Source organism: Haloimpatiens myeolchijeotgali (assembly GCF_042688525.2).
In the GTDB taxonomy this organism is placed as follows: domain Bacteria; phylum Bacillota; class Clostridia; order Clostridiales; family Clostridiaceae; genus Haloimpatiens.
Window position 1 is genome coordinate 1,179,378 of sequence record NZ_JBHWAB010000001.1, and the last position, 20,506, is coordinate 1,199,883.

Genomic DNA, 20,506 nt, shown 5'->3' on the forward strand with positions numbered 1-20,506 from the left:
AAAAAAAATGTTTTTATGGTTATAATATATTAGTCTAATTATATATTTATGTGTATAGTATGTTATCAATAAACGAGAGAGGGGAGAAAAAATGACAGATAAAATAAATACTCTTCCGCTAATTCCTCTAAGAGGAATGGTTGTTTTCCCTGAAATGATCATACATTTTGATGTTGGAAGAAAAAAATCTATAGCTGCTCTTGAAGAAGCTATGATGAATGATCAAAAAATATTTTTAGTTACTCAAAAGGAAGCAAAAGTTGAAGAGCCAGATACAGAGGATATAAATGTAGTTGGTACTGTTTGTACAATTAAGCAAATTTTAAGATTACCTGGTGATACAGTAAGAGTACTTGTTGAAGGTGAAGATAGAGCTAAAATCATTGAATATAGTGAGAGTGATCCATTTTTTAAGGTAAATATTGAAATATTACAAAGTAAAGAAATAGAAGATAGTAAAGAAATTGAGGCATTAATGCGTTCAGTTAAAAATACTTTTGATGAGTATGTTAAATTATCTGGAAGTATACCTATGGAGGCTATCATAACTTTAGATGATGTAGATAGATCAAGTGATTTAGCAGATATTATTATTTCATATTTACCTCTAAAACAGAGTAAAAAACAAGAACTTCTAGAAGCATATGAAATTAAAGAAAGATTAGAAAAATTACTATATGTATTGAATAATGAGTTAGAAATTGTTAAGGTCGAAAAAAAGATTGGCACAAAAGTAAAAACAAATATAGATAAGGTTCAAAAAGAATATTATTTGAAAGAACAGATGAAAGCTATTAAAGAAGAGTTAGGCGAGGAAGATGAGTTTAAAAAAGAAATAAAAGAATATGAGAAAAAAATTAAAAAGGCTAAACTTCCTAAAGAAGCTAAAGAAAAGGCACTATATGAATTAAAAAGATTGGAACGTAGTGGTAGTTATTCATCAGAAGGAAATGTAATAAGAAACTATTTAGATTGGATAATAGACTTACCATGGAATAAATGTACTAAGGATAACATTGATATTAAAAAGGCTAGAGAAATTTTAGATTCTGAACATTATGGTTTAAAAGATGTAAAAACTAGAATAATAGAATATTTAGCAGTTAAAAAGGTAAGTAAATCACTTAAAGGACCTATATTATGTTTAGTAGGACCTCCTGGAGTAGGTAAAACTTCAATTGCTAAATCTATAGCCAATGCGCTAAATAGAAATTTTGTACGAATGTCCTTAGGTGGTGTACGAGATGAGGCAGAGATAAGAGGTCACAGAAAAACTTATGTAGGAGCTATCCCAGGAAGAATAGTATATGGAATGAAAAAAGCTAAATCCAAAAATCCACTATTTTTATTAGATGAAATTGATAAAATGAGTAGTGACTTTAGAGGAAATCCAGCAGATGCATTGCTTGAAGTACTAGATAGTGAACAAAATAGTACATTTAGAGATCACTATTTAGAGTTAGATTTTAATTTATCTCAAGTATTGTTTATAACTACTGCAAATAGATTAGATACTATTCCAAGACCTTTACTTGATAGAATGGAAATAATAGAAGTTTCAGGATATACTTCTGAAGAAAAATACAATATTGGTAAAAAACATTTAATACCACAACAATTAAAAGAATATGATGTAAAAGATAATACTTTAACTTTTTCAGATTCAGCTATATATTCAATAATAGACAATTATACTAGAGAATCTGGTGTAAGAGAATTATCACGAAAAATATCAGCGGTAATAAGAAAAGCTATTACTGAGATAGTTGAAAAAAATAAAAAGAAAATAAATATTACAGCGGTACATATTAAGAAATATTTAGGTGTGCCAATGTATACTTTTGAAAAAAGTGACAAAGAAGACAAGATAGGAGTTGTTACAGGTCTTGCATGGACAGGGTATGGAGGGGATACTCTTCCTGTAGAAGTGAGTGCTATGGAAGGTGATGGAAAACTTCAACTTACAGGTCAATTAGGAGATGTTATGACTGAATCTGCAAAAGCAGCGTACAGCTATGTAAGAGCTAATGCACAACAATACAAGATTGATGCTACTTTTTATAAAAATAAAGATTTACATATTCATGTACCTGAAGGAGCTGTTCCTAAAGATGGACCATCAGCAGGGGTTACAATGGTAACTGCTATTGTTTCATCATTAAGTGGTATTAAAGTAAAGCATAATGTAGCTATGACTGGGGAAATAACTTTAACTGGGAGAGTTTTACCTATTGGAGGATTAAAAGAAAAAAGTTTAGCAGCTTATAGATCAGGAATAGATACAATTATAATACCTAAGGATAATGAAAAAGATTTGGATAAAATTCCTAAAACTGTGCGAAAAAAGATAAAATTTATACCAGCTAGTAAAATAAATGATGTATTATCAAATGCATTAGTTAGGGAGATGAACAATGGACATTAATAAATCAGAATTTATAATATCGGCTGTTAAACCTGCCCAATATCCTAATGATAATAAAAGGGAAATAGCTTTTGTAGGAAGATCCAATGCAGGAAAATCATCACTCATAAACGCTATAACAAATAGAAGAAAGCTTGCTAAAACAAGTAGTACTCCTGGAAAAACTAGATTAGTTAATTTCTTTTTAATAAATGATATACTTTACTTTGTTGATTTACCAGGTTATGGATATGCCAAAGTGTCTAAATCAGAAAAGAAAAATTGGGGTAAAGTAATTGAAACATATCTTGTGAATAGAGAACAATTAAAAAAAGTTGTATTATTAGTAGATTGTAGGCATAAACCTACTAATGATGATGTCATAATGTATGATTGGATAAAATATTATAATTATGAACCTGTAGTAGTAGCTACTAAAAGTGATAAAGTAAGTAATAATCAACTTTTTAAGAATATGAAATTAATAAGACAAACTTTAGGTATGGAAAAACATGAGAAGATATTACCTTTTTCTGCATTAAATAAAAAGGGAAAGGAAGAAATATTAGAAGTTATTTTTGATGAAGAATAATATTTTATTAGGCATGCAGTAATAGCATGCCTTTTTTAAGCATTATATGAGGGGGATTTATTGTGGATTATATGAAGAAAGTTATTGATGTATTAACATTTTTGTTTGTATATATGATGCCATTTATATTTTTCTTGAAAATTTATAATAAAAAAATAAATAAATTAGTAAGAGTATTATTTTCGATAATTTATGGAATTATAGCATTTATTAGTTCTGCATTTGTTATGAATTTAGTACCTTTTATTTTAGTGCTTATCAATATAAGTTGTTTAAGGAAAATTGCTAGGGAAAATAATGATTTTTCTAATGAATGTGATTATAATGTTCATAAATTTAGTATAAAAACAATAAGATTAGGGGAAAGCTTTAAATGCATTTTAATTTCTTATGTAATGACTACAGCAGTAGCAGTAGTGACATATATTATTTTTTCTAAGTTAAATGTGAATTTAAAACAGCAAGAAGTAATAAATATAATGAGTAAAATGTCAATGAATCAGTATGCATACATGGCGTTGGTGACTGTTATATTTGCTCCAATTCTTGAAGAATTTGTATTTAGATATTTATTGTTTCAAAAGATTTTTAAAAAGAAAACAGGAATATATTTATCAGCTATATTTAGTAGTGTTATATTTGCATTTATACATTATAATATACAAGCATTTGCTGGATTATTGGTTCTTGCATTGATAAATTGTTATTTAATAGAGAAGAAAGGATATTGGTATGCAGTAATGAATCATTCGTTTTTTAATTTTGTAACTACTACTATAGTATTTTTACAGAAAATATTGTGATTAGGTTTGTATATCAATTGATTTAGTTGGATAAATTTATTAAAAACATATATATTTAATAAAAACATTATTTGATATTTTAGTAAATAGTAAAATATCAAATAATGTTTTTTGTTATTATTAAGGAAATTATAAATTTTTTTCAAAGAATCAATGGTATAAAGTTAAGTAATTTCAGTAAATGACAAGTTTATGTAAAATTGTACCATATAAATTTATGATTTCTACCTTATGTAGGTTAAAAAAGTATATATTGCGTAAAAAACATTTGAACAAGGTTTAGAAATTCTTATATAAAAATAATATTAAAAAATATGCATGATGAATATAAATTCTTGTGTCAATTTAAAACAAGCTGAATAGTATATAGTATAAAGCAAATGATGAAAAATAAAGAACTAACAGGAAGGAGGAAGTGGGAAGTGGATTTTAGCAAATTATTTGGGCAAGTGTTCAACTCAAATGGTGAAAGTAATGGAATTGATCCTCAAATGTATGCAAATTTGATAAAAGGAATGGGATTAAATGGCTCAAATAGTTCGATAGCATTACTAGTAATAGTTTTAATACTATTGTGTTGCTGCTGTGGCAGAGGTTATGGCGGTTATGGTGGCTGTGGTGGTTATGGCGGCTGTGGCTATGGCGGTTATGGTGGCTGTGGTTGTGGCGGTTATGGTGGCTGCGGTTACGGTGGCTATGGCGGCAGAGGTTACGGTGGTTATGGCGGCTATGGTTGCGGATGTAATTGCTTTGAATTATGTTGCAAAAAAAGAAAGGCCATAGCAAAAAGCACAAAAAATATGTATGCTGCATGAGACCATCTTGTAACTGTTGTAGTTGTGGTAATTGCTGTAACTGTTGCGATTGCTGTGATTGTTGCGATTGCTGTGATTGTTGTGATTGCTGTGATTGTTGTAATTGTTGCTGCAATTGTTGCTCTAGCTGTGGCTGTGGTTCTGGATGTGGCTGTGGTTCCGGAGGCGGATATGGCTATGGATGTGGATGTTATTTATGGATAATTGTAATAATTGCAATAGTTCTACTATTTAGATGTAAGAAGCCGCATAATTGTGCTAGTAATGTTATTAATTTAGATACAACAGAATAAAATTAGTAAACCAATTATACCATTGCCCAAGAAAGGGGGGTTGATTATGTCAAGAAAATGTTGTTGCTGTTGTTGTAATAACCCATGCAGAGGTGGCGGATATGGCTACGGTGGTGGATATAACTGCTGTTTTGGAAATATATGCAGTCCATTCTGTTTGGTAGTATTATTGATAGCACTTAAAAAAGGTGAAATTATTAAGTCTGATAACACAATTGAAGCATTATTCTTCTTATTCTTGCTTCTATGCTGCTGCGGCGGTAAAAATAGATGCTCTGGATACGGAAGCAGATGTGGTTGCTGTTAAAAAGACTAGGAGGGAATTTATATTCCCTCCTAAAGTGAAAAAGGGGGGAATTAGGTGTCAAAACATAAACACAAAAAACACCGTAAGGATTATAATCAAGAATACGAAAGATTTAATGAAAACATAAATGATTCTACAAATACTAATAATATAAATAGTGAAAATAGCACTAATACTACAAATAATCAAGAACAGATGAATAATTTCAATAATATGAACGGAATGAATAACATGAATGGTATGAACGGAATGAATAATATGAATGGTATGAACGGAATGAATAATATGAATGGTATGAACGGAATGAATGGCATGAATAACATGAACGGAATGAATAATATGCCATTTAATAGTTCTCCATTAAGCCAGATAACAAGAATGATTGGTAATATTGATATAACTAAGTTAGTTGAAATATTAGGGAGTTTAAATTTTCAAGATGATTCCAATGAAGATCCAAAGAATGATATTAAATCATATAATATAGATAAAGATAATGATATTAACTCTTATAATACAGATACCGAGAATGTAAATGTAGAAATTGTAAACAATGATGACAGTGAAAATGAAAAGATTAATGACAATATAGTTGAAGTTCTAAATGAAAATGAATATAATAATTATGAAGATTTACAAGATATTGAAGAAAAAAAGAAAAAAGTTATTTGTTTATTAAGAGCAATTGGAGATTTGTTAGATAAATCAGATAAAGAAATGATAGAAGAAGTAATAGACATATATTTGTCTAAATGAATACTTAGTAGAGATATTATCCCGGCTAATGTATTTTTTTATATTGGTCGGGCATTGTTATATATAATATTAAAAAATATTATAAAATTTTGTTTAATAATGAGTATAAAAATTTTATATATGGCAATATTATTAATGTAAACAAAATAAATTTTGATTTACAAGTTATATGCAAAGTTTTTAAGTTTTATGCCCCAAACCCCCCATCCCCCTGAGGACCGCCATATGCGGTCCTTTTATTTTAATACAGTAAGTGATATAGATGAAATTTTAAAGTGAAATTTATCTTTAGAGTTTTTACATGGTTTTAAGACTAAGTTAAATGTATAATTTTTAGGTTGTGATGTATCTTTAAGCATTCCTCTAAAACTTAATGTCCAGTCAATTCTAGTTATTTCACCATGTTTGTTATATTTTGAATCTTTAAATGTGGCATCTTGAAAAACTAATTTTGTTGTTTCATTTGATAATTTAGATATTACGTCATAACTTTGAGTTTGTAAATTAGAGCATACTATGTTATTTAATAATTTAAGATCAGGTTTATTGTTGAGATATAGTTCTTCAATAAAATTTATAAAATTAGTAATACTGTCTTTGCCCATATAAGTTTCATTATAGTTATAAGTAAAAGGTTTTAGTGTATCTTTTATTAAGATATAATGTGTAAAATTTATTTTGTGGTTTTGAAAATTTCCAGAAATAGTTTTAGGAGTCCTACTATTTGAATAATCAGTGAAACCTAAAATGTTATTATAACCACACAGTATATCTTTAAACTTATCATTTTTCCATAAAAATACATGCTGAATTGGTTTGTTTTTTGAGAAGATTGAATAAATATTTCAGGTATATTGTCTCTACTAATATCTTTTAAAGTAAGTCTCATAGGCCAATATTTAATGTATGTTCCAACGGTATTTAATTTTTTATTGGGTTCAATAAATATATTTTTATTATTTTTCGTATTAACTTGAATGTAATATTTATCTTTATCTGTTTTTATATATAAGATGTCTTCTTCACCGTCTCCTGTTAGATCTGTTTTAAAAAGTTTATCACTTGAAATTATATTAAAAGTAGATATTGTGTTTTTAGAATTAAAAGACAATAGTATAATTAATAAGATTAACATTATTAAAATGGCTATGGCTGCATATATATGTTTTTTCTTAAGAAAAAATACTTTTAATTTCATAAATTTCACCTCCATTAAAGTATATGCATTTATAATATATTTAATTAATTTACATAAACTAAATTTAAAATATTTAAAATCAGTATTTAGGAAGGAGGAATATGTTTTGAAAATATTAAAAAAGTATTTAATAGTGTTTTTGAGTTTAGTGGTATTATTAGGTTGTGCAGGATGTTCAAAAAAGCAAAATACCAATAATGTAAGGAATATAAACATATATTCTGATATGGAAGATAGTAAGATGCTTTATTTAATCAACTTTATAAAGGAAGAATATGAAAAAGAAAATACAAATGTAAAAATTAGTTTTAACAACATTTCAGATGGGCAACAAATGATTAATATTTTAAATAAAGAAACCGCAGATATAATTTTTACAAACAGAAATAATATGATAGAATTAGCTAGAAAAGGACTTATTGCAGATTTATCAACTGTAGCAGAAGAAAATAAATTATATGAAAGATACTATGATATAATGTGGTTATATGGTAAGTATAATAATAAACAGTATGGAATGGGTATTATACCTTATTCTGTAGAAATTATGTATAATAAAAAAGTTTTAGATAGTATGGATTTAGACTATCCAAAAGATATTAATGGTTTATACAACATTTTAAAAGTATTAAATAAAAATTCCATAAAAGTTCCTGTTATAACTACAAAAAATACAAATATATATAGTTTACTATTTTCATGTGTAGTTAATAATGAAATTGGTATAAATAATGTGGAAGAACATTATGATAGTAGTAAAAAGTATTATGAAAATTCTACTAAAATGCAAAAGGCTTTTGATTATATAAATAAAATGTATAAAGAAAGTATTTTATCAAATAAAACATTTAAAATTTTAAATGAAGATCAAATTGATGAATTAAGTGATGAAAGTACACCTTTGATTATGGTTACTACTAATAATATGGTTAAATCTAGTCAAAAAGGTTTTGAGCTAGGTAAAACATTAGATTTAAGTAATATAAAGTTTAAAAAACCTGTTGTGGTTGATTCAATTTTTAGTATATCTAATAATAGTGTTGATAAGGAAGAAATACAAAAGTTTGTAAAGTTTATTTATGATGATAAATTTCAAAGTAAATTAATTGAAAAAAAAATTGTAACAGGAAATAAAAATGTTAATAATAAGTTAGGTGATTCGTATAGTTCAATAATAAATAATATATTTTATGCGGATTCAAAAAATATATTATTTGATTATAATATTCCTAAAAAATTAAGCAAGAATATAAAATTTGAAGTGGAAGAAATTTTATCAGGAAAATATGATGGTAAGGAATGGAAAGAAAGTGTTGGAAAAACATATAAATAAAACAGAAAAACAAGTAGGAAATACATTCCTACTTGTTTTGACAATCTTCACATATTCCATAAAAATATACTTTGTTGCTTAACACTTTATATTTTGTAAAACCATTCACTTTATCATTTAGTTCTGGAAAGGTTATATCGTTTATATCATCTACTTTGCTACAGTTTATACATTGAATATGTGGATGGGAATTAGTGTTAGCATCGTACCTAAAACTTCCTTCACCTACATTAAGTTCTTGAATTAAGTTTACATCTACTAATGTTTTTAGTGTCTTATATACTGTTGCAAGACTCATTGTAGGATAATCTTCTTGTAAGGCTTTATATATAGTTTCAGCTGAAGGGTGTTTTGTCGTTGATTTTAGGTATTTATATACAGCGATTCTTTGAGGAGTTAATTTTAATTTTTTTTCTTTGAATATTGATGTTATATTATTCATGTTCACCATCCTCTATTATATAATTATTTATATTATATAATATAAATTATTATAAGTAAATAATTTACTACGTAAAAATAAGATTATATAATTTTCAAAAAAATAGTTGATTTTTTTAAAAAAAATGATAAAATTAAAATGTAAGCAATAGTTAAGAAATTAACAAGCCATAAGTTCATGTTTATTTAATTTTATTTTTGGGAGCAGATTTTTCTGCTCTTTTTTTTATGTAAAATAATAAACATTTACTTATATTAACTATAATATGAAATTATATACATAATAATAATATAACACGATTTTAACTTTATATTAATTTTTTAGGTAAAAATTGAAAATTTGTTATTTAAAATATTAGAGAAATTAATAATATTAAATATAGTTTTACAAAGTATATTTATGATTAAGGCTAAAAAATAAGTATGTTAATACTTTGACAACATATTTTATGTTTAAAAATTTACATTATTGATTAAAAAATTTAATATTAATATAAATAGGAAGGGGGTAATTATTTGAAAAGAACATATGTATTGGATACCAATGTTATATTATATTCGGCAGGAGCTATTTTTACTTTTGAAGATAATGACGTTGTTATACCTGAAATAGTTTTAGAGGAACTAGATACATTTAAAAAAGATAAGAGTGATTTAGGATCTAATGCAAGATATGCAGCTAGATTGATAGATAGGTTAAGAAAAAATGGTGATTTGAATAAAGGAGTAGAACTTCCAGGTGGGGGAATGCTTAGAGTTGAAATGAATCATTATGATACTACTTTGCCTGAGGTGTGGGATAAAAATAAGGCAGATAATAGAATAATTCAAGTTTGCAAAGCATTGAAAGATAAAGGTGAAGATGTATATTTAATAACAAAAGATATATTTGAAAGGATAAAAGCAGATATTGTTGGAATTAACGTAGAAAATTTTCATGAAAAATTTGTTCCAGAATATGAAAGTCAATATACCGGAAGAATAGAGGTGTATGTATCATCAAGTAAATTAGATGAATTTTATAAAAAAAGATGTATAGATACAGAAGGATTAGTGTGGTATTCAAGTGAATCACAAGAATATTCTTTTCCTACTTTGGTATTAAATCAGTTTATACTAGTACATTCTATTGAAAATCCAAGGAAAACTGCTTTAGGAAGATTTGATGGAGATAAAATAGTACCATTATATCATAAAGAGGAACAATCATTAGGTATAACACCTAGGAATATAGGACAAAAATTTATGTTAGAATCTCTTTATATAGATGCAGACAAAGCACCTTTAGTTATAATAAAGGGACCAGCAGGTACAGCAAAAACTTTATTTTCACTTGCAGTAGGATTACAAAAAATTATGTATGAAGGTACTAAAAAGTATAGAAGAATCTTAGTATGTAGACCTAATGTTACAATGGATGAAGAAATAGGTTTTTTACCGGGTTCAGAACAAGAAAAAATAGCTCCTTTTATGAGACCTATATATGACAATTTAGAAATATTGGTTGATTCAAATGAAAATGCAAGATATAAAAATGAAGATGAGATTTTAGATAAAATACGAGAATTATTTGATAGAAGAATAATAACGACAGAAGCAGTTGCCTATTTGAGAGGAAGATCTATAGTTAAAAATTGGGTTATAATTGATGAAGCGCAAAATTTATCGCCTAAACAAGTTAAAGCAATAATAACTAGAGTAGGAGAAGGTACTAAATTGATACTTATTGGGGATCCAGAACAAATTGATCAGCCTTTTTTAGATTCTAGATCTAATGGATTATGTTATGCATCTGAAAAAATGAAAGGCAGCAAGTTATGTTATCAAGTAACTTTGAAATATGATGAATGTGAAAGATCTCCTTTAGCATATGAGGCTTCAAAGAGACTTTAATGTATTTAAGTAAAATATAAAGTGCAAAGTTCTTCTCTATTCTTTGCACTTTATATTTTTGTGGTTATAGAAAAAAAATATTAGTTGTATTAAAATAATACATAAAGGGAATTTGAGTTTAATAGGAAAATAATTAGTTTGTATAAGATTACAGGGTTTTATTTAGTATAGTAAATATGAAAGAGTATATATTATTTTGAATTAATATAGGAGTTTTGAATATGAAAAGAAAATTTTCAACTAAGGTAATAGTATTATTTTTAATATTTCAATTAATATTTTTTATAATAACTATGCCATTTATTGTGTTTTATGGACCTTTTGATAATGTAAAAAGAATAGTAGTTGGATCATCAATGAATTCTTTTAGACATCAATATATTGCTAAAATTTTTTTGTCACAAGAAGAAATAAATAAAATTTTAAAGCAAGATGATATTGAAGTTTTTAATCAAAAAAACATAAAGATTATAGAATCTAATATAAGAAAGAAAGATATGAAAGCTAAAAATATTGAAAGATACAATATTAGTAGTGATAGATTTAAAGGATACGTAATTATTGTTAATAATCCTTTTACAATAAAAGTAGGTTATAGTACTAAACTAGGAGAAAAAGGAGAAATTACAAGTAAGATAGCTCAAAATTATGGTGCAGCAGCGGCTATAAACGGTGGAGGATTCGCATATAAAAGTAAAAATAAAACTTGGATAGGAACAGGAGGAAATCCTGTTGGTTTTCTTATTACAGATGGAAATGTTAAATTCCAGAAGGTTAATAATAATGATGAAAAATTAGATGTTATGGCAATCACAAAAGAAGGTGTTTTACTGGTTGGAAAGCATAGTTTGAATGATATGAAAAGAATGAATGTTAAAGAAGCTATTACTTTTGGACCACCTTTAGTTGTAGATGGAAAAGGAACTATAAAAAGTGGTAATGGAGGCTGGGGAATAGCCCCAAGAACAGCTATAGGACAAAGAAAAGACGGATCAATAATATTTCTAGTTATAGATGGAAGGCAGCCGCCATTTAGTTATGGTGCTACTTTAAAGGATGTACAAAATATAATGATAAAATATGATGCGTATAATGCTACAAACTTAGATGGTGGAGCTTCAGCTACTATGTATTACAATAATAAAGTTATTAATAATCCCTCTAGTCCTTTAGGAGAGAGAGCTGTACCATCAATTATATATGTAAAGAATTAATAACATTTTTAAAGGAGACCTTTAATGAGATGGATTAAAAGAATAATAATTTGGATATGCATATCATTATGTATTCAAATAGGAATATTGTACTATGTAGATAAAGATTTATTCAAACAAGATACACAGATAAAAAGTGTAAAAGTTGATGAAAAGCATTATACAAAAGAAACAAATATGAATATAAGTATACATAATGAAGCTAAAAAAATACGTATTTCTTATGATGGAAAGTATGTTTCTTATTATATTAACAATAATTTAAAAGTAGTGAATACATATAATGGAGAAGTACAAAATATAAAATTTGATAAAGATACTAGTGTTTCTTATTATAGGTGGGTTCCAAATCAAAATAGAATTTTAATAGGTGAAAAGAAGTTAGAACAAATGTCTAGTAGATTTAAGTTAACTTATTATGATGCTGAAAAACATATAAAAAATCAAATTACACATTTAGGCTGGTCAGATAAGGAAGCACAAATGCAAGATATACAAATAGCCACCTTAATAAATGTGATATATGTCAAAATTTCTAATAATAAGTATAGCAATATTTATAAAGTGGATATTTCAGGTGAAATAAGTGATTTTAAAGTTAAATCACAATTAGTTGGAAAAATAGCAGTATCAAATAAAAGTGATATTTTTATATATGAAGATTTAAGTAATATGAAATTAAGTAAAATTGAAAATAATATAGAGTATCAAATCAAGGATTTGAAAAAATTAAAACTTTTAGGACTAGATGATGATGACAATGTATATTTATTACAAGTAAATAATGGTAAGGTTGATAAAGTATTTTATACCCACATACATAATTATATGAAAATGACTGAAGTTAATATATTAAAAGAGTGTAATGTAGGAGATATATATTTTTATGATAATGACAAAATATATATTAATTATACTAAAGAACATGAAGTTGAAGAGATAAAAACAGGAGAAAGAATTAAATATTCTGGTAAGTTTTTGGATATATATGATAAAGGAATTCTTATTTTGGATAATCATAAACTTGTAAAAAGATTATTTTAAGGTATTTAAAATATTTATATGTTTTAAAATTTAATAAAAATTTGTTATAATTGAATTATTCTTTTACAAAATTTAAGCATTTTTAGGAGGTCAATAATTTGGATTTTAGAACAGAAATATTAAGAAAAATATTGATGATACCTGCTATACTTGTAGCTTTTACGGTACATGAATATGCACATGCTAAAATGGCAGATAAATTGGGTGATAAAACACCTAAGTTTCAGGGTAGATTAACTTTAAATCCTCTTAGTCATATAGATATTTTTGGTTTTATAATGATATTACTTGTAGGATTTGGATGGGCAAAACCTGTGGAAACAAATCCTAGGGCATTTAAAAACTATTATAAAGATGATTTGAAAGTTTCTTTTGCAGGTCCTTTAGCAAATTTAATATCAGCTTTTATTTTTGCATTAGTATTTGGTTTTCTTTCAAAATTTCTATTTGCAAGAGATTTTGGGGTAATGATAAATACTTTAAATTCTATTTTATATATTATTATACAACTTGTTATTAGCATAAATTGTATGTTATTTATTTTTAATTTAATTCCTATACCAGGATTAGACGGTTTTCATATTTTAAGAGATCTATTTCCTAAGTTTTTTTATAATGTAGCAGATACAATGTATAGATATCAGGTTATATTTTTAATAGTATTTATTGTTCCTATATTTGGTGGAAATTCATTAGCAGATTTTATAGTATTAACACCAGCAAGTTTTATAATGCGTTTCTTTGATACTATTGCAGCAGTAATTTTTTAAAATAGGTTACAAAACACATGTGAAATGCATGTGTTTTTTTTATGTTTGAATATATAGATACAAGAATATATATTTTTTTTACTATGTTATTAAAAAATACTTATAATATTACATAAAAATACTTTATTTACATATAAAAAGCATTATAATAATAAATGGGATATATATTATGCAACTAAAGGAGAGTGGATTATGGCTAGAAATGTAATGATTAAAGGTACAGGAAGTTATCATCCTAAAAATGTAGTAAATAATGAATATTATATTGAACATTTTAAAAAGTTTAATTTAGATGGTCATTTAAAGGGAATAATGAGAAAATTAGGGAGAAATACGAGAAATATAGCCAAAGAAAATGAAAATAGTTTGACTATGGCTGTTGAGGCAGCAAAAAATGCTTTATATAATTCTGAAGTTTCATCTGAAGATATTGATATGATAATATATTCAAGTGATACACCAGAATTTTTAGCGCCCACTTGTTCATTATTATTAAAAAATCAATTAAAAGCTTGTAATGTAACAGGAGTTTTTGATGTAAATAGTAATTGCACAGGAATGCTAACAGCAATAGATATAGCCACTAGATATTTAAAAACAGATAAAAAATATAATAAAGTTTTAGTAGTAGGATCATTATTAGTAAGTAGACTTGCTAGAAAAGATGATATGATAACTTACGGTTGCACAGGAGACGGTGCAGTAGCTGTAGTATTAGAAGTAGAAGAAGATAATGAGGTTGAAAGAGGTATATTAGGTTCAAGAATGTTTGCAGATGATGCTTATAGTTATGCTATGAGATTTCCTAGATGTGGTTTATCAAATATTACAAAAGAAAATATGAAACCTGATGATGTTGAATGGTTAGCAGTACCATTTGATTTTAGTTTTGTACCAGAAAAATGGGCAAAATTAATTAGTAAACTTTTAAAGGATTATAATTATACTTCAAAAGATGTATGTCATTATTTTATGTCTCAGTTTTCTAAAACAGATATTGAATTAACTATGAACAAATTAGGCTCAAGTATGGATAAAATAACATTTGTAGGAGATAAATATGGATATACAGGTTGTACAAGCCCTATTATGGCTTTAGATGATGGATTAAAAAGTAATAAATTTAAAAAAGACGATATAGTAGTATTTTGTTCTATAGCTACAGGATACTCAATGAATTCTTTGCTATATAAATTTTAATAAATATGAGTAGATGTATAATGAATTTTACTATAAAGTAATAATGAATAAAAAATGTTTTAACAAGAGTTTTTGAAATAGGAGGATATCATGGGAATAGTGGAGGATTATCAAAGAAAAACTTTGAAATTTGTTTTGTTGAATTATACATTCGGAGCATTAATGATAGGAAATTTATTTTTAATAATGAAGTTATTTGGATTATACGATGAAATTAAATGGATTTATATAATTGGAATACTTATGTTAAGTTTATTTGAAATTTTAATTTTTAAAGTTATGTACAAAACTACGGTAAAGGGAAAAACATTTAATAAGAAAAGTTTTGAAAAGCTTAAAATATTAATTCTCATATTTTCATATGTTAATTACCTTTATTTATGTTTAATGGTTCCATCAAAAGAATTATGGGTAAGTGTTTTTGGCACCCTAATAATAGGGGCATTATTTTTAGATATAAAAATGAATATGATATCTATGTCTATTAGTATTTTATGTCAGATAGTGATATTTATAGTTAACCCTACCACTTTGCCAGATAATCAAGTTATGATAAGAGAATTGGTAATAAGAAGTATTAATATAATAAGTATTACAATGGGGCTGTATTATTTTACTTCTTTTTCATCTAATATTTTAAGAGAAGCAGATGATAAGCAGCATAAATTAAAATTAAGAAATGACAAGATATCTGAAATATTTGAAAAAATGTCTGAAGTATCTAATATATTGTTGAGTTCTAGTAATAATTTGGCATCAGTAGTAGAAGAAGAAAGTATTTCAATGCAACATATGGCTAGTACAACAGATGAAATTAGCAATGATGCAAATAAGATGTTAAAAAAATCAGATGAGAATAAAAATATTTTAAACCAACTATTAGATATAAATGAAACAGTATCAGATAAAGCAAAACAGGCAGAAAAAGTGTATTGTAGTCTTATAGATATTTCTAATGAAAATGAAGGAGCTTTAAATGGAGCATTAGAAATAATGAACAATTTGAAACAAAGCATAAAAACAACTTTAGATGCTACAGAAATTTTACAAAATAAATCTAGAGAAGTAGATGAAATATTGTCAATTATAGGTAACATTTCTGAGCAAACTAATTTGTTAGCTTTAAATGCGTCTATTGAAGCAGCCAGAGCTGGAGAAGCAGGAAAAGGTTTTGCTGTGGTAGCAGAAGAAATAAGAAAATTAGCTGAAAATACCAAACAATCTTTAGATAAAGTATGTTCTATAAGTAATGAACTTAAAGATATGAGTTGTGAAGTCGAAAAGTACATGACTGAAAATGATGAAAAGATAATCAATGGAGATAAAATTTTAAGTGATACTGTAGGAAATGTGAGAAATATGATAAAACAATTAAAAATTTCAGGCAATAATGTAGAAGATATAACACAAAGTATCCAAGTGTTATTAAATGAGTCAAATAATTTTGTGGATTTTAATTCTAAAATTCATGATATAACAGAAAATACTATATCAAAATTTGAAACATTGACTCAAGCAGTAAATCAAAATACAGCAACTAGTGAGGAGATAGCAGCTAGTGCAGAGGAATTAAAAAATATAGCTTATGATATGAATAATGTTATGAAGTAAGGGAATTGGATAAAGTGTAAAGTACAAAGTTTAAAGTACAAAGTTTAAAGTATAAATAAGGAGGTTTTTCTTATAGAAAAACTTTCTTAATTTATACTTTTTTAAATTTTAGCAGTATGGAAAAATTTATATTATTGACAAACTAATTAGTTATAAATTATAATTTTAAGAAATATAATTTACATAAAAACCTAGTAAACATATAGGAAAACAAGGAGGAGTTTAAGATGAATGTTTATGAAAATCCACTACAATTAATTGGAAATACACCATTAGTTAAGCTTTCAAATTATAAAAAAAATAATAATTTACAAGCTAATATTATAGGAAAAGTTGAATATTTTAATCCTGGTGGAAGTGTAAAAGATAGAGTTGCATTTGCGATGATTGAGGATGCAGAGAAGGAAGGATTAATAAATAAAGATACTGTAATTATTGAACCTACAAGTGGAAATACTGGTATTGGACTTGCTTTTGTTGCTGCAAATAAGGGATATAAACTTATACTTACTATGCCAGAATCAATGAGTATTGAAAGAAGAAAATTATTAAAAGCTTATGGAGCAGAGTTAGTACTAACAGACGCATCAAAAGGAATGAAGGGTGCTATTGAAAAAGCTGAAGAATTAAGTAAAAATATTAAAAACTCATTTATTCCACAACAATTTAATAATGTATCTAATCCTAAAGCACATGTGAAAAGTACTGGTGAAGAAATATGGAGAGATATGGATGGAAAAATCGATATTTTTGTTGCAGGTGTTGGTACTGGTGGAACAATAACAGGTGTTGGTAAAGTATTAAAAGGAAAAAATCCAAATATAAAAATTATTGCAGTGGAACCAGAAACATCTGCTGTATTATCAGGAGAACAGCCAGGTTCTCATAAAATACAAGGCATTGGTGCTGGGTTTATTCCACAAGTATTAGATAAGAAAATAATAGATGAAATTATAAAGGTAAAAGATGAAGCTGCATTTAGTACTACTAAAGAAATAGTTGTTACAGAAGGATTATTGGTAGGAATATCATCAGGAGCAGCAGTATATGCTGCTAAAAAGGTAGCTGTAAGACCAGAAAATAGAAATAAAAACATTGTAGTATTATTACCCGATACAGGACAAAGATATTTATCAACTCCAATTTTTGAATAACAATTAATTTAACTTTTGTAGTACAAAAATACTGTCTAGCGAAGGGAAATGATATATTGCGTAAGAAACATTTGAACAAAGTTTACAAGTTCTTAGCTTTACGAATTTGAAAAAAGTTATTTTTTAATTACTGATTCCTATGGAATATTAATTAAAAAATCTTTTTTCAATATGAGTAAAGCTTAGAACTTGTTACTGAAGTGAAAGGTTTCTGAGCAAGATATCATTTCCCGTAGCGGATATTTTTTACCTGTGAAAGTTAAGTAATTAATTAAAAGTGTAAAGGGGTGTATCAAATGAAAATATCAACAAAAGGAAGATATGGTTTAAAAGCAATGGTTGATCTTGCGGTACATTCTGTTAGTGAAAGTGTTACATTAAAAAGTATTTCTGAAAGACAAAATATTTCAGAAGGTTATCTTGAACAAATCTTTTCATCTCTTAGAAAAAGCGGTATTATTAAAGGTAGAAAAGGTCAAGGTGGAGGATATATTATTTGTGATTCACTTTCAGATATTACTGTGGGCGATATCTTAAGAGTTTTAGAAGGAGATTTATCAGTAGTTGATGAAAATAATACTACTAATAAAATTGAAAAGTGTTTAAAAGAAAATGTGTGGGATAAAATAAATGAATGTATTAATGATGTAATTGATAAAATAACTTTACAAGAACTTATTGAGAAATATAATTATGATAATGAAGGGTATATGTATTATATATAAGTGAGGTGATTTTAATGGATCCTGTGGCAATTTCTATTTTTGGAATAGATATAAGATGGTATGGAATATTAATTGCAATTGGAATAGTAGTAGCTATATTTATTGCAGGATATAGTTGTAAAGTTAAAGGGATAAGCTATGATAAAATGTTAGATTTGGTTATAATATGTTTACCAATTGGAATTTTAGGGGCTAGGTTGTATTATGTTATATTCAATTGGAGTGATTACAACGGTAATATAAGACAAATGTTAAACATAAGAGGAGGTGGCTTAGCTATACATGGAGGAGTTATAGCTAGTTTATGTGTAGCATTTATATATACAAGAATAAAAAAAGTAAGTTTTATGAAGTATGCGGATGCTGCTGTACCTTCTATAATATTGGCTCAAGCAATTGGGAGATGGGGTAATTTTTTTAATGGAGAAGCTCATGGTGGGATTGTATCTTATGAATTTATAAAACATTTTCCTGAATTTATTCAAAAGGGCATGTATATAAATGGAACATATTATCATCCTACATTTTTATATGAATCTGTTTGGAATGTAATAGTATTTATTATTCTATTGAATATATTGAAAAAATGTAAGGTAGATGGTATGACTTTATTTGCTTACATAGGATTATATTCATTGGGAAGATTTTTTATTGAAGGATTGAGAACTGATAGTTTAATGTTAGGACCTTTAAGAATGGCTCAAGTTGTTAGTTTAATTGGAATTTGTATGTTTCTAGTATTTGCAATATATAAACGTAAGACAAAATGAAAATTTTATGATAAAATTTTAAAAGTACAGTTTTTATCTAAGAAAAAAATAATAACTCAACTTTCGCAGGTGAAAAATAGCCGCTACGGGAAATGATATCTCGCTTAGAAACCTTTCACTTTAAAGATAATTAATAGTTAATAATGAATAATTATTAATTAAGGAAATTTTGCCTTAGGGCAAAATAACTAATATAATTAAAGATTTTTGCTAAAGCAAAAATCAACCTTCATTATTCATTTTTAATTATTAATTCTTAATTGCTATTAAATGTTTCTTACGCAAGATATCATTTCCCTTCGCTAAGCAGTATTTTTTTACTGGGAAAGTTGAATAATAATTAACGGTTCGATTAATAGGAGGAAGGTAATGAGATTACGAAAGAAATGGTGGGCAAGACCAGAGCTTGAGGAAAGTGTTTTTTTTGTTAGTGATGCTAAACAATTAAAAGGAAAATGGAATGAAAAATTCAAAAATAATAATGATATATATTTAGAATTAGGATGTGGAAGAGGTGGTTTTGTATCACAAGCAGCAGTAAAATATCCAAATAAAAATTTTGTTGCTGTAGATTTAAAGGATGAAGTTTTGGTATATGTCCTAAGAAAAATAGAAGAAATAGAAGTTGAAAATATAAGATTAACAGCTATGAATATAATGGGAATAAATGAAGTATTTGATAAAGGAGAAGTAAAGAGAATTTTCATAAATTTTTGTAATCCGTGGCCAAAGGAAAGACACAAGAAAAGAAGACTTACTCATACAAAGTTCTTAACATATTATAAAGAGTTTATTGAGCAAGGAACACAAATATGGTTTAAGACAGATGATGATGAGCTTTTTGAAGAATCTATAGAATATTTTAAAGAAAGTGGATTTGAATTAAAATATCTAACAAGGGATCTTCACAATGATGATTTTGAAGATAATATAGTAACTGAATATGAAGCAAAGTTTACTGAAAGAGGAATAAAAATTAAATTTTTAATTGCTGAACTCTTGTAGTATTTAAAATAAGTTGTTTTACAGCATTAAAAATGTATTAGTAAGAGTCGAAATGAGTTGTCATTTCGACTTTGTTTTTACATTATATAGAATTTATCCAAATTTATGAGTTATTACTTTAAAATTTATATTTTTATAAATTTTTAACTATATTAATAAAGTTAAATGTGATACTATT

At 26.4% G+C, this 20,506-nt stretch carries 21 protein-coding genes; 18 read left to right on the forward strand and 3 right to left on the reverse strand.

Annotated elements, in window-relative coordinates:
* The first annotated feature begins 91 nt into the window (after nucleotides 1-91).
* From lon to ACFIJ5_RS05280, 7 genes are all read left to right on the forward strand, one after another.
* A complete protein-coding gene (lon, locus tag ACFIJ5_RS05250) occupies nucleotides 92-2,425 on the forward strand; it encodes an endopeptidase La (RefSeq protein WP_379804650.1) in 2,334 nt (777 codons plus the stop codon).
* A complete protein-coding gene (gene yihA / locus ACFIJ5_RS05255) occupies nucleotides 2,415-2,996 on the forward strand; it encodes a ribosome biogenesis GTP-binding protein YihA/YsxC (RefSeq protein ID WP_379804652.1) in 582 nt (193 codons plus the stop codon). The genes lon and yihA overlap by 11 nt, the downstream gene beginning before the upstream one ends.
* Nucleotides 2,997-3,067: 71 nt before the next feature.
* Nucleotides 3,068-3,799 (forward strand): CPBP family intramembrane glutamic endopeptidase, encoded by a 732-nt coding sequence (locus ACFIJ5_RS05260; protein ID WP_379809550.1) that lies wholly within the window; start codon nucleotides 3,068-3,070, stop codon nucleotides 3,797-3,799.
* Nucleotides 3,800-4,221: 422 nt separating this feature from the next.
* Entirely contained in the window at nucleotides 4,222-4,614 is a 393-nt protein-coding gene (locus tag ACFIJ5_RS05265) for a hypothetical protein (RefSeq protein WP_379804654.1), read from the forward strand.
* A complete protein-coding gene (locus ACFIJ5_RS05270) occupies nucleotides 4,611-4,907 on the forward strand; it encodes a hypothetical protein (RefSeq protein WP_379804656.1) in 297 nt (98 codons plus the stop codon). Before ACFIJ5_RS05265 ends, ACFIJ5_RS05270 begins: the two co-directional genes overlap by 4 nt.
* A gap of 46 nt (nucleotides 4,908-4,953) precedes the next feature.
* A complete protein-coding gene (locus ACFIJ5_RS05275; RefSeq protein WP_379804659.1) occupies nucleotides 4,954-5,214 on the forward strand; it encodes a hypothetical protein in 261 nt (86 codons plus the stop codon).
* A 54-nt stretch (nucleotides 5,215-5,268) separates the two neighbouring features.
* Nucleotides 5,269-5,970: a hypothetical protein gene (locus ACFIJ5_RS05280; RefSeq protein ID WP_379804662.1), complete on the forward strand. Its 702-nt coding sequence runs from the start codon at nucleotides 5,269-5,271 to the stop codon at nucleotides 5,968-5,970.
* 236 nt (nucleotides 5,971-6,206) lie between these two features.
* Here ACFIJ5_RS05280 and ACFIJ5_RS05285 read toward each other — a convergent pair whose 3' ends face one another.
* Together ACFIJ5_RS05285 and ACFIJ5_RS05290 are read right to left on the reverse strand one after the other, a co-directional pair.
* Nucleotides 6,207-6,575 (reverse strand): hypothetical protein, encoded by a 369-nt coding sequence (locus ACFIJ5_RS05285; protein WP_379804664.1) that lies wholly within the window; start codon nucleotides 6,573-6,575, stop codon nucleotides 6,207-6,209.
* 137 nt (nucleotides 6,576-6,712) lie between these two features.
* Nucleotides 6,713-7,168 carry a hypothetical protein gene (locus tag ACFIJ5_RS05290; protein ID WP_379804666.1) on the reverse strand — a complete coding sequence of 152 codons (456 nt, stop codon included), beginning with the start codon at nucleotides 7,166-7,168 and terminating at the stop codon, nucleotides 6,713-6,715.
* Nucleotides 7,169-7,274: 106 nt separating this feature from the next.
* Between ACFIJ5_RS05290 and ACFIJ5_RS05295 the strand changes: the two genes are divergently transcribed.
* Nucleotides 7,275-8,501 carry an ABC transporter substrate-binding protein gene (locus ACFIJ5_RS05295; RefSeq protein WP_379804667.1) on the forward strand — a complete coding sequence of 409 codons (1,227 nt, stop codon included), beginning with the start codon at nucleotides 7,275-7,277 and terminating at the stop codon, nucleotides 8,499-8,501.
* A 28-nt stretch (nucleotides 8,502-8,529) separates the two neighbouring features.
* On the opposite strand, the gene perR is transcribed toward ACFIJ5_RS05295, so the two are convergent.
* On the reverse strand, nucleotides 8,530-8,943 hold the full coding sequence (perR, locus tag ACFIJ5_RS05300) for a transcriptional regulator PerR (RefSeq protein ID WP_379804668.1): 414 nt from the start codon (nucleotides 8,941-8,943) through the stop codon (nucleotides 8,530-8,532).
* A 515-nt stretch (nucleotides 8,944-9,458) separates the two neighbouring features.
* On the opposite strand from perR, the gene ACFIJ5_RS05305 reads away from it, so the two are divergent.
* From ACFIJ5_RS05305 to trmB, 10 genes are all read left to right on the forward strand, one after another.
* Entirely contained in the window at nucleotides 9,459-10,835 is a 1,377-nt protein-coding gene (locus tag ACFIJ5_RS05305) for a PhoH family protein (protein ID WP_379804670.1), read from the forward strand.
* A gap of 221 nt (nucleotides 10,836-11,056) precedes the next feature.
* The gene (locus ACFIJ5_RS05310; protein WP_379804672.1) at nucleotides 11,057-12,049 is read left to right on the forward strand and encodes a phosphodiester glycosidase family protein; all 993 of its coding nucleotides are present in this window, start codon (nucleotides 11,057-11,059) and stop codon (nucleotides 12,047-12,049) included.
* Between the two features lie 24 nt (nucleotides 12,050-12,073).
* A complete protein-coding gene (locus ACFIJ5_RS05315) occupies nucleotides 12,074-13,093 on the forward strand; it encodes a hypothetical protein (RefSeq protein WP_379804674.1) in 1,020 nt (339 codons plus the stop codon).
* A gap of 134 nt (nucleotides 13,094-13,227) precedes the next feature.
* Nucleotides 13,228-13,863, forward strand: coding sequence for a site-2 protease family protein (locus tag ACFIJ5_RS05320; protein ID WP_379809552.1), 636 nt, complete (start codon nucleotides 13,228-13,230; stop codon nucleotides 13,861-13,863).
* A gap of 192 nt (nucleotides 13,864-14,055) precedes the next feature.
* A complete protein-coding gene (locus ACFIJ5_RS05325) occupies nucleotides 14,056-15,063 on the forward strand; it encodes a 3-oxoacyl-ACP synthase III family protein (protein WP_379804676.1) in 1,008 nt (335 codons plus the stop codon).
* A gap of 90 nt (nucleotides 15,064-15,153) precedes the next feature.
* A complete protein-coding gene (locus tag ACFIJ5_RS05330; RefSeq protein ID WP_379804678.1) occupies nucleotides 15,154-16,674 on the forward strand; it encodes a methyl-accepting chemotaxis protein in 1,521 nt (506 codons plus the stop codon).
* Nucleotides 16,675-16,901: 227 nt separating this feature from the next.
* Nucleotides 16,902-17,828 carry a cysteine synthase A gene (gene cysK / locus ACFIJ5_RS05335; protein ID WP_379804680.1) on the forward strand — a complete coding sequence of 309 codons (927 nt, stop codon included), beginning with the start codon at nucleotides 16,902-16,904 and terminating at the stop codon, nucleotides 17,826-17,828.
* Between the two features lie 296 nt (nucleotides 17,829-18,124).
* A complete protein-coding gene (locus ACFIJ5_RS05340) occupies nucleotides 18,125-18,553 on the forward strand; it encodes an RrF2 family transcriptional regulator (protein WP_379804682.1) in 429 nt (142 codons plus the stop codon).
* A gap of 14 nt (nucleotides 18,554-18,567) precedes the next feature.
* Complete coding sequence (lgt, locus tag ACFIJ5_RS05345; protein WP_379804684.1) at nucleotides 18,568-19,323, forward strand: prolipoprotein diacylglyceryl transferase; 756 nt, start codon at nucleotides 18,568-18,570, stop codon at nucleotides 19,321-19,323.
* A 369-nt stretch (nucleotides 19,324-19,692) separates the two neighbouring features.
* The gene (gene trmB / locus ACFIJ5_RS05350; protein WP_379804686.1) at nucleotides 19,693-20,328 is read left to right on the forward strand and encodes a tRNA (guanosine(46)-N7)-methyltransferase TrmB; all 636 of its coding nucleotides are present in this window, start codon (nucleotides 19,693-19,695) and stop codon (nucleotides 20,326-20,328) included.
* The last annotated feature ends 178 nt before the right edge of the window (nucleotides 20,329-20,506 follow it).

Bases quoted from the DNA above. Each gene is read 5' to 3' on its own strand.
- lon (WP_379804650.1), top strand. From the start codon at position 92: ATGACAGATAAAATAAATACTCTTCCGCTAATTCCTCTAAGAGGAATG.
- yihA (WP_379804652.1), top strand. From the start codon at position 2,415: ATGGACATTAATAAATCAGAATTTATAATATCGGCTGTTAAACCTGCC.
- ACFIJ5_RS05260 (WP_379809550.1), top strand. From the start codon at position 3,068: ATGAAGAAAGTTATTGATGTATTAACATTTTTGTTTGTATATATGATG.
- ACFIJ5_RS05270 (WP_379804656.1), top strand. From the start codon at position 4,611: ATGAGACCATCTTGTAACTGTTGTAGTTGTGGTAATTGCTGTAACTGT.
- ACFIJ5_RS05275 (WP_379804659.1), top strand. From the start codon at position 4,954: ATGTCAAGAAAATGTTGTTGCTGTTGTTGTAATAACCCATGCAGAGGT.
- ACFIJ5_RS05285 (WP_379804664.1), bottom strand. From the start codon at position 6,575: ATGGGCAAAGACAGTATTACTAATTTTATAAATTTTATTGAAGAACTA.
- ACFIJ5_RS05290 (WP_379804666.1), bottom strand. From the start codon at position 7,168: ATGAAATTAAAAGTATTTTTTCTTAAGAAAAAACATATATATGCAGCC.
- perR (WP_379804668.1), bottom strand. From the start codon at position 8,943: ATGAATAATATAACATCAATATTCAAAGAAAAAAAATTAAAATTAACT.
- ACFIJ5_RS05310 (WP_379804672.1), top strand. From the start codon at position 11,057: ATGAAAAGAAAATTTTCAACTAAGGTAATAGTATTATTTTTAATATTT.
- ACFIJ5_RS05315 (WP_379804674.1), top strand. From the start codon at position 12,074: ATGAGATGGATTAAAAGAATAATAATTTGGATATGCATATCATTATGT.
- ACFIJ5_RS05320 (WP_379809552.1), top strand. From the start codon at position 13,228: ATGATACCTGCTATACTTGTAGCTTTTACGGTACATGAATATGCACAT.
- ACFIJ5_RS05325 (WP_379804676.1), top strand. From the start codon at position 14,056: ATGGCTAGAAATGTAATGATTAAAGGTACAGGAAGTTATCATCCTAAA.
- ACFIJ5_RS05330 (WP_379804678.1), top strand. From the start codon at position 15,154: ATGGGAATAGTGGAGGATTATCAAAGAAAAACTTTGAAATTTGTTTTG.
- cysK (WP_379804680.1), top strand. From the start codon at position 16,902: ATGAATGTTTATGAAAATCCACTACAATTAATTGGAAATACACCATTA.
- ACFIJ5_RS05340 (WP_379804682.1), top strand. From the start codon at position 18,125: ATGAAAATATCAACAAAAGGAAGATATGGTTTAAAAGCAATGGTTGAT.
- lgt (WP_379804684.1), top strand. From the start codon at position 18,568: ATGGATCCTGTGGCAATTTCTATTTTTGGAATAGATATAAGATGGTAT.
- trmB (WP_379804686.1), top strand. From the start codon at position 19,693: ATGAGATTACGAAAGAAATGGTGGGCAAGACCAGAGCTTGAGGAAAGT.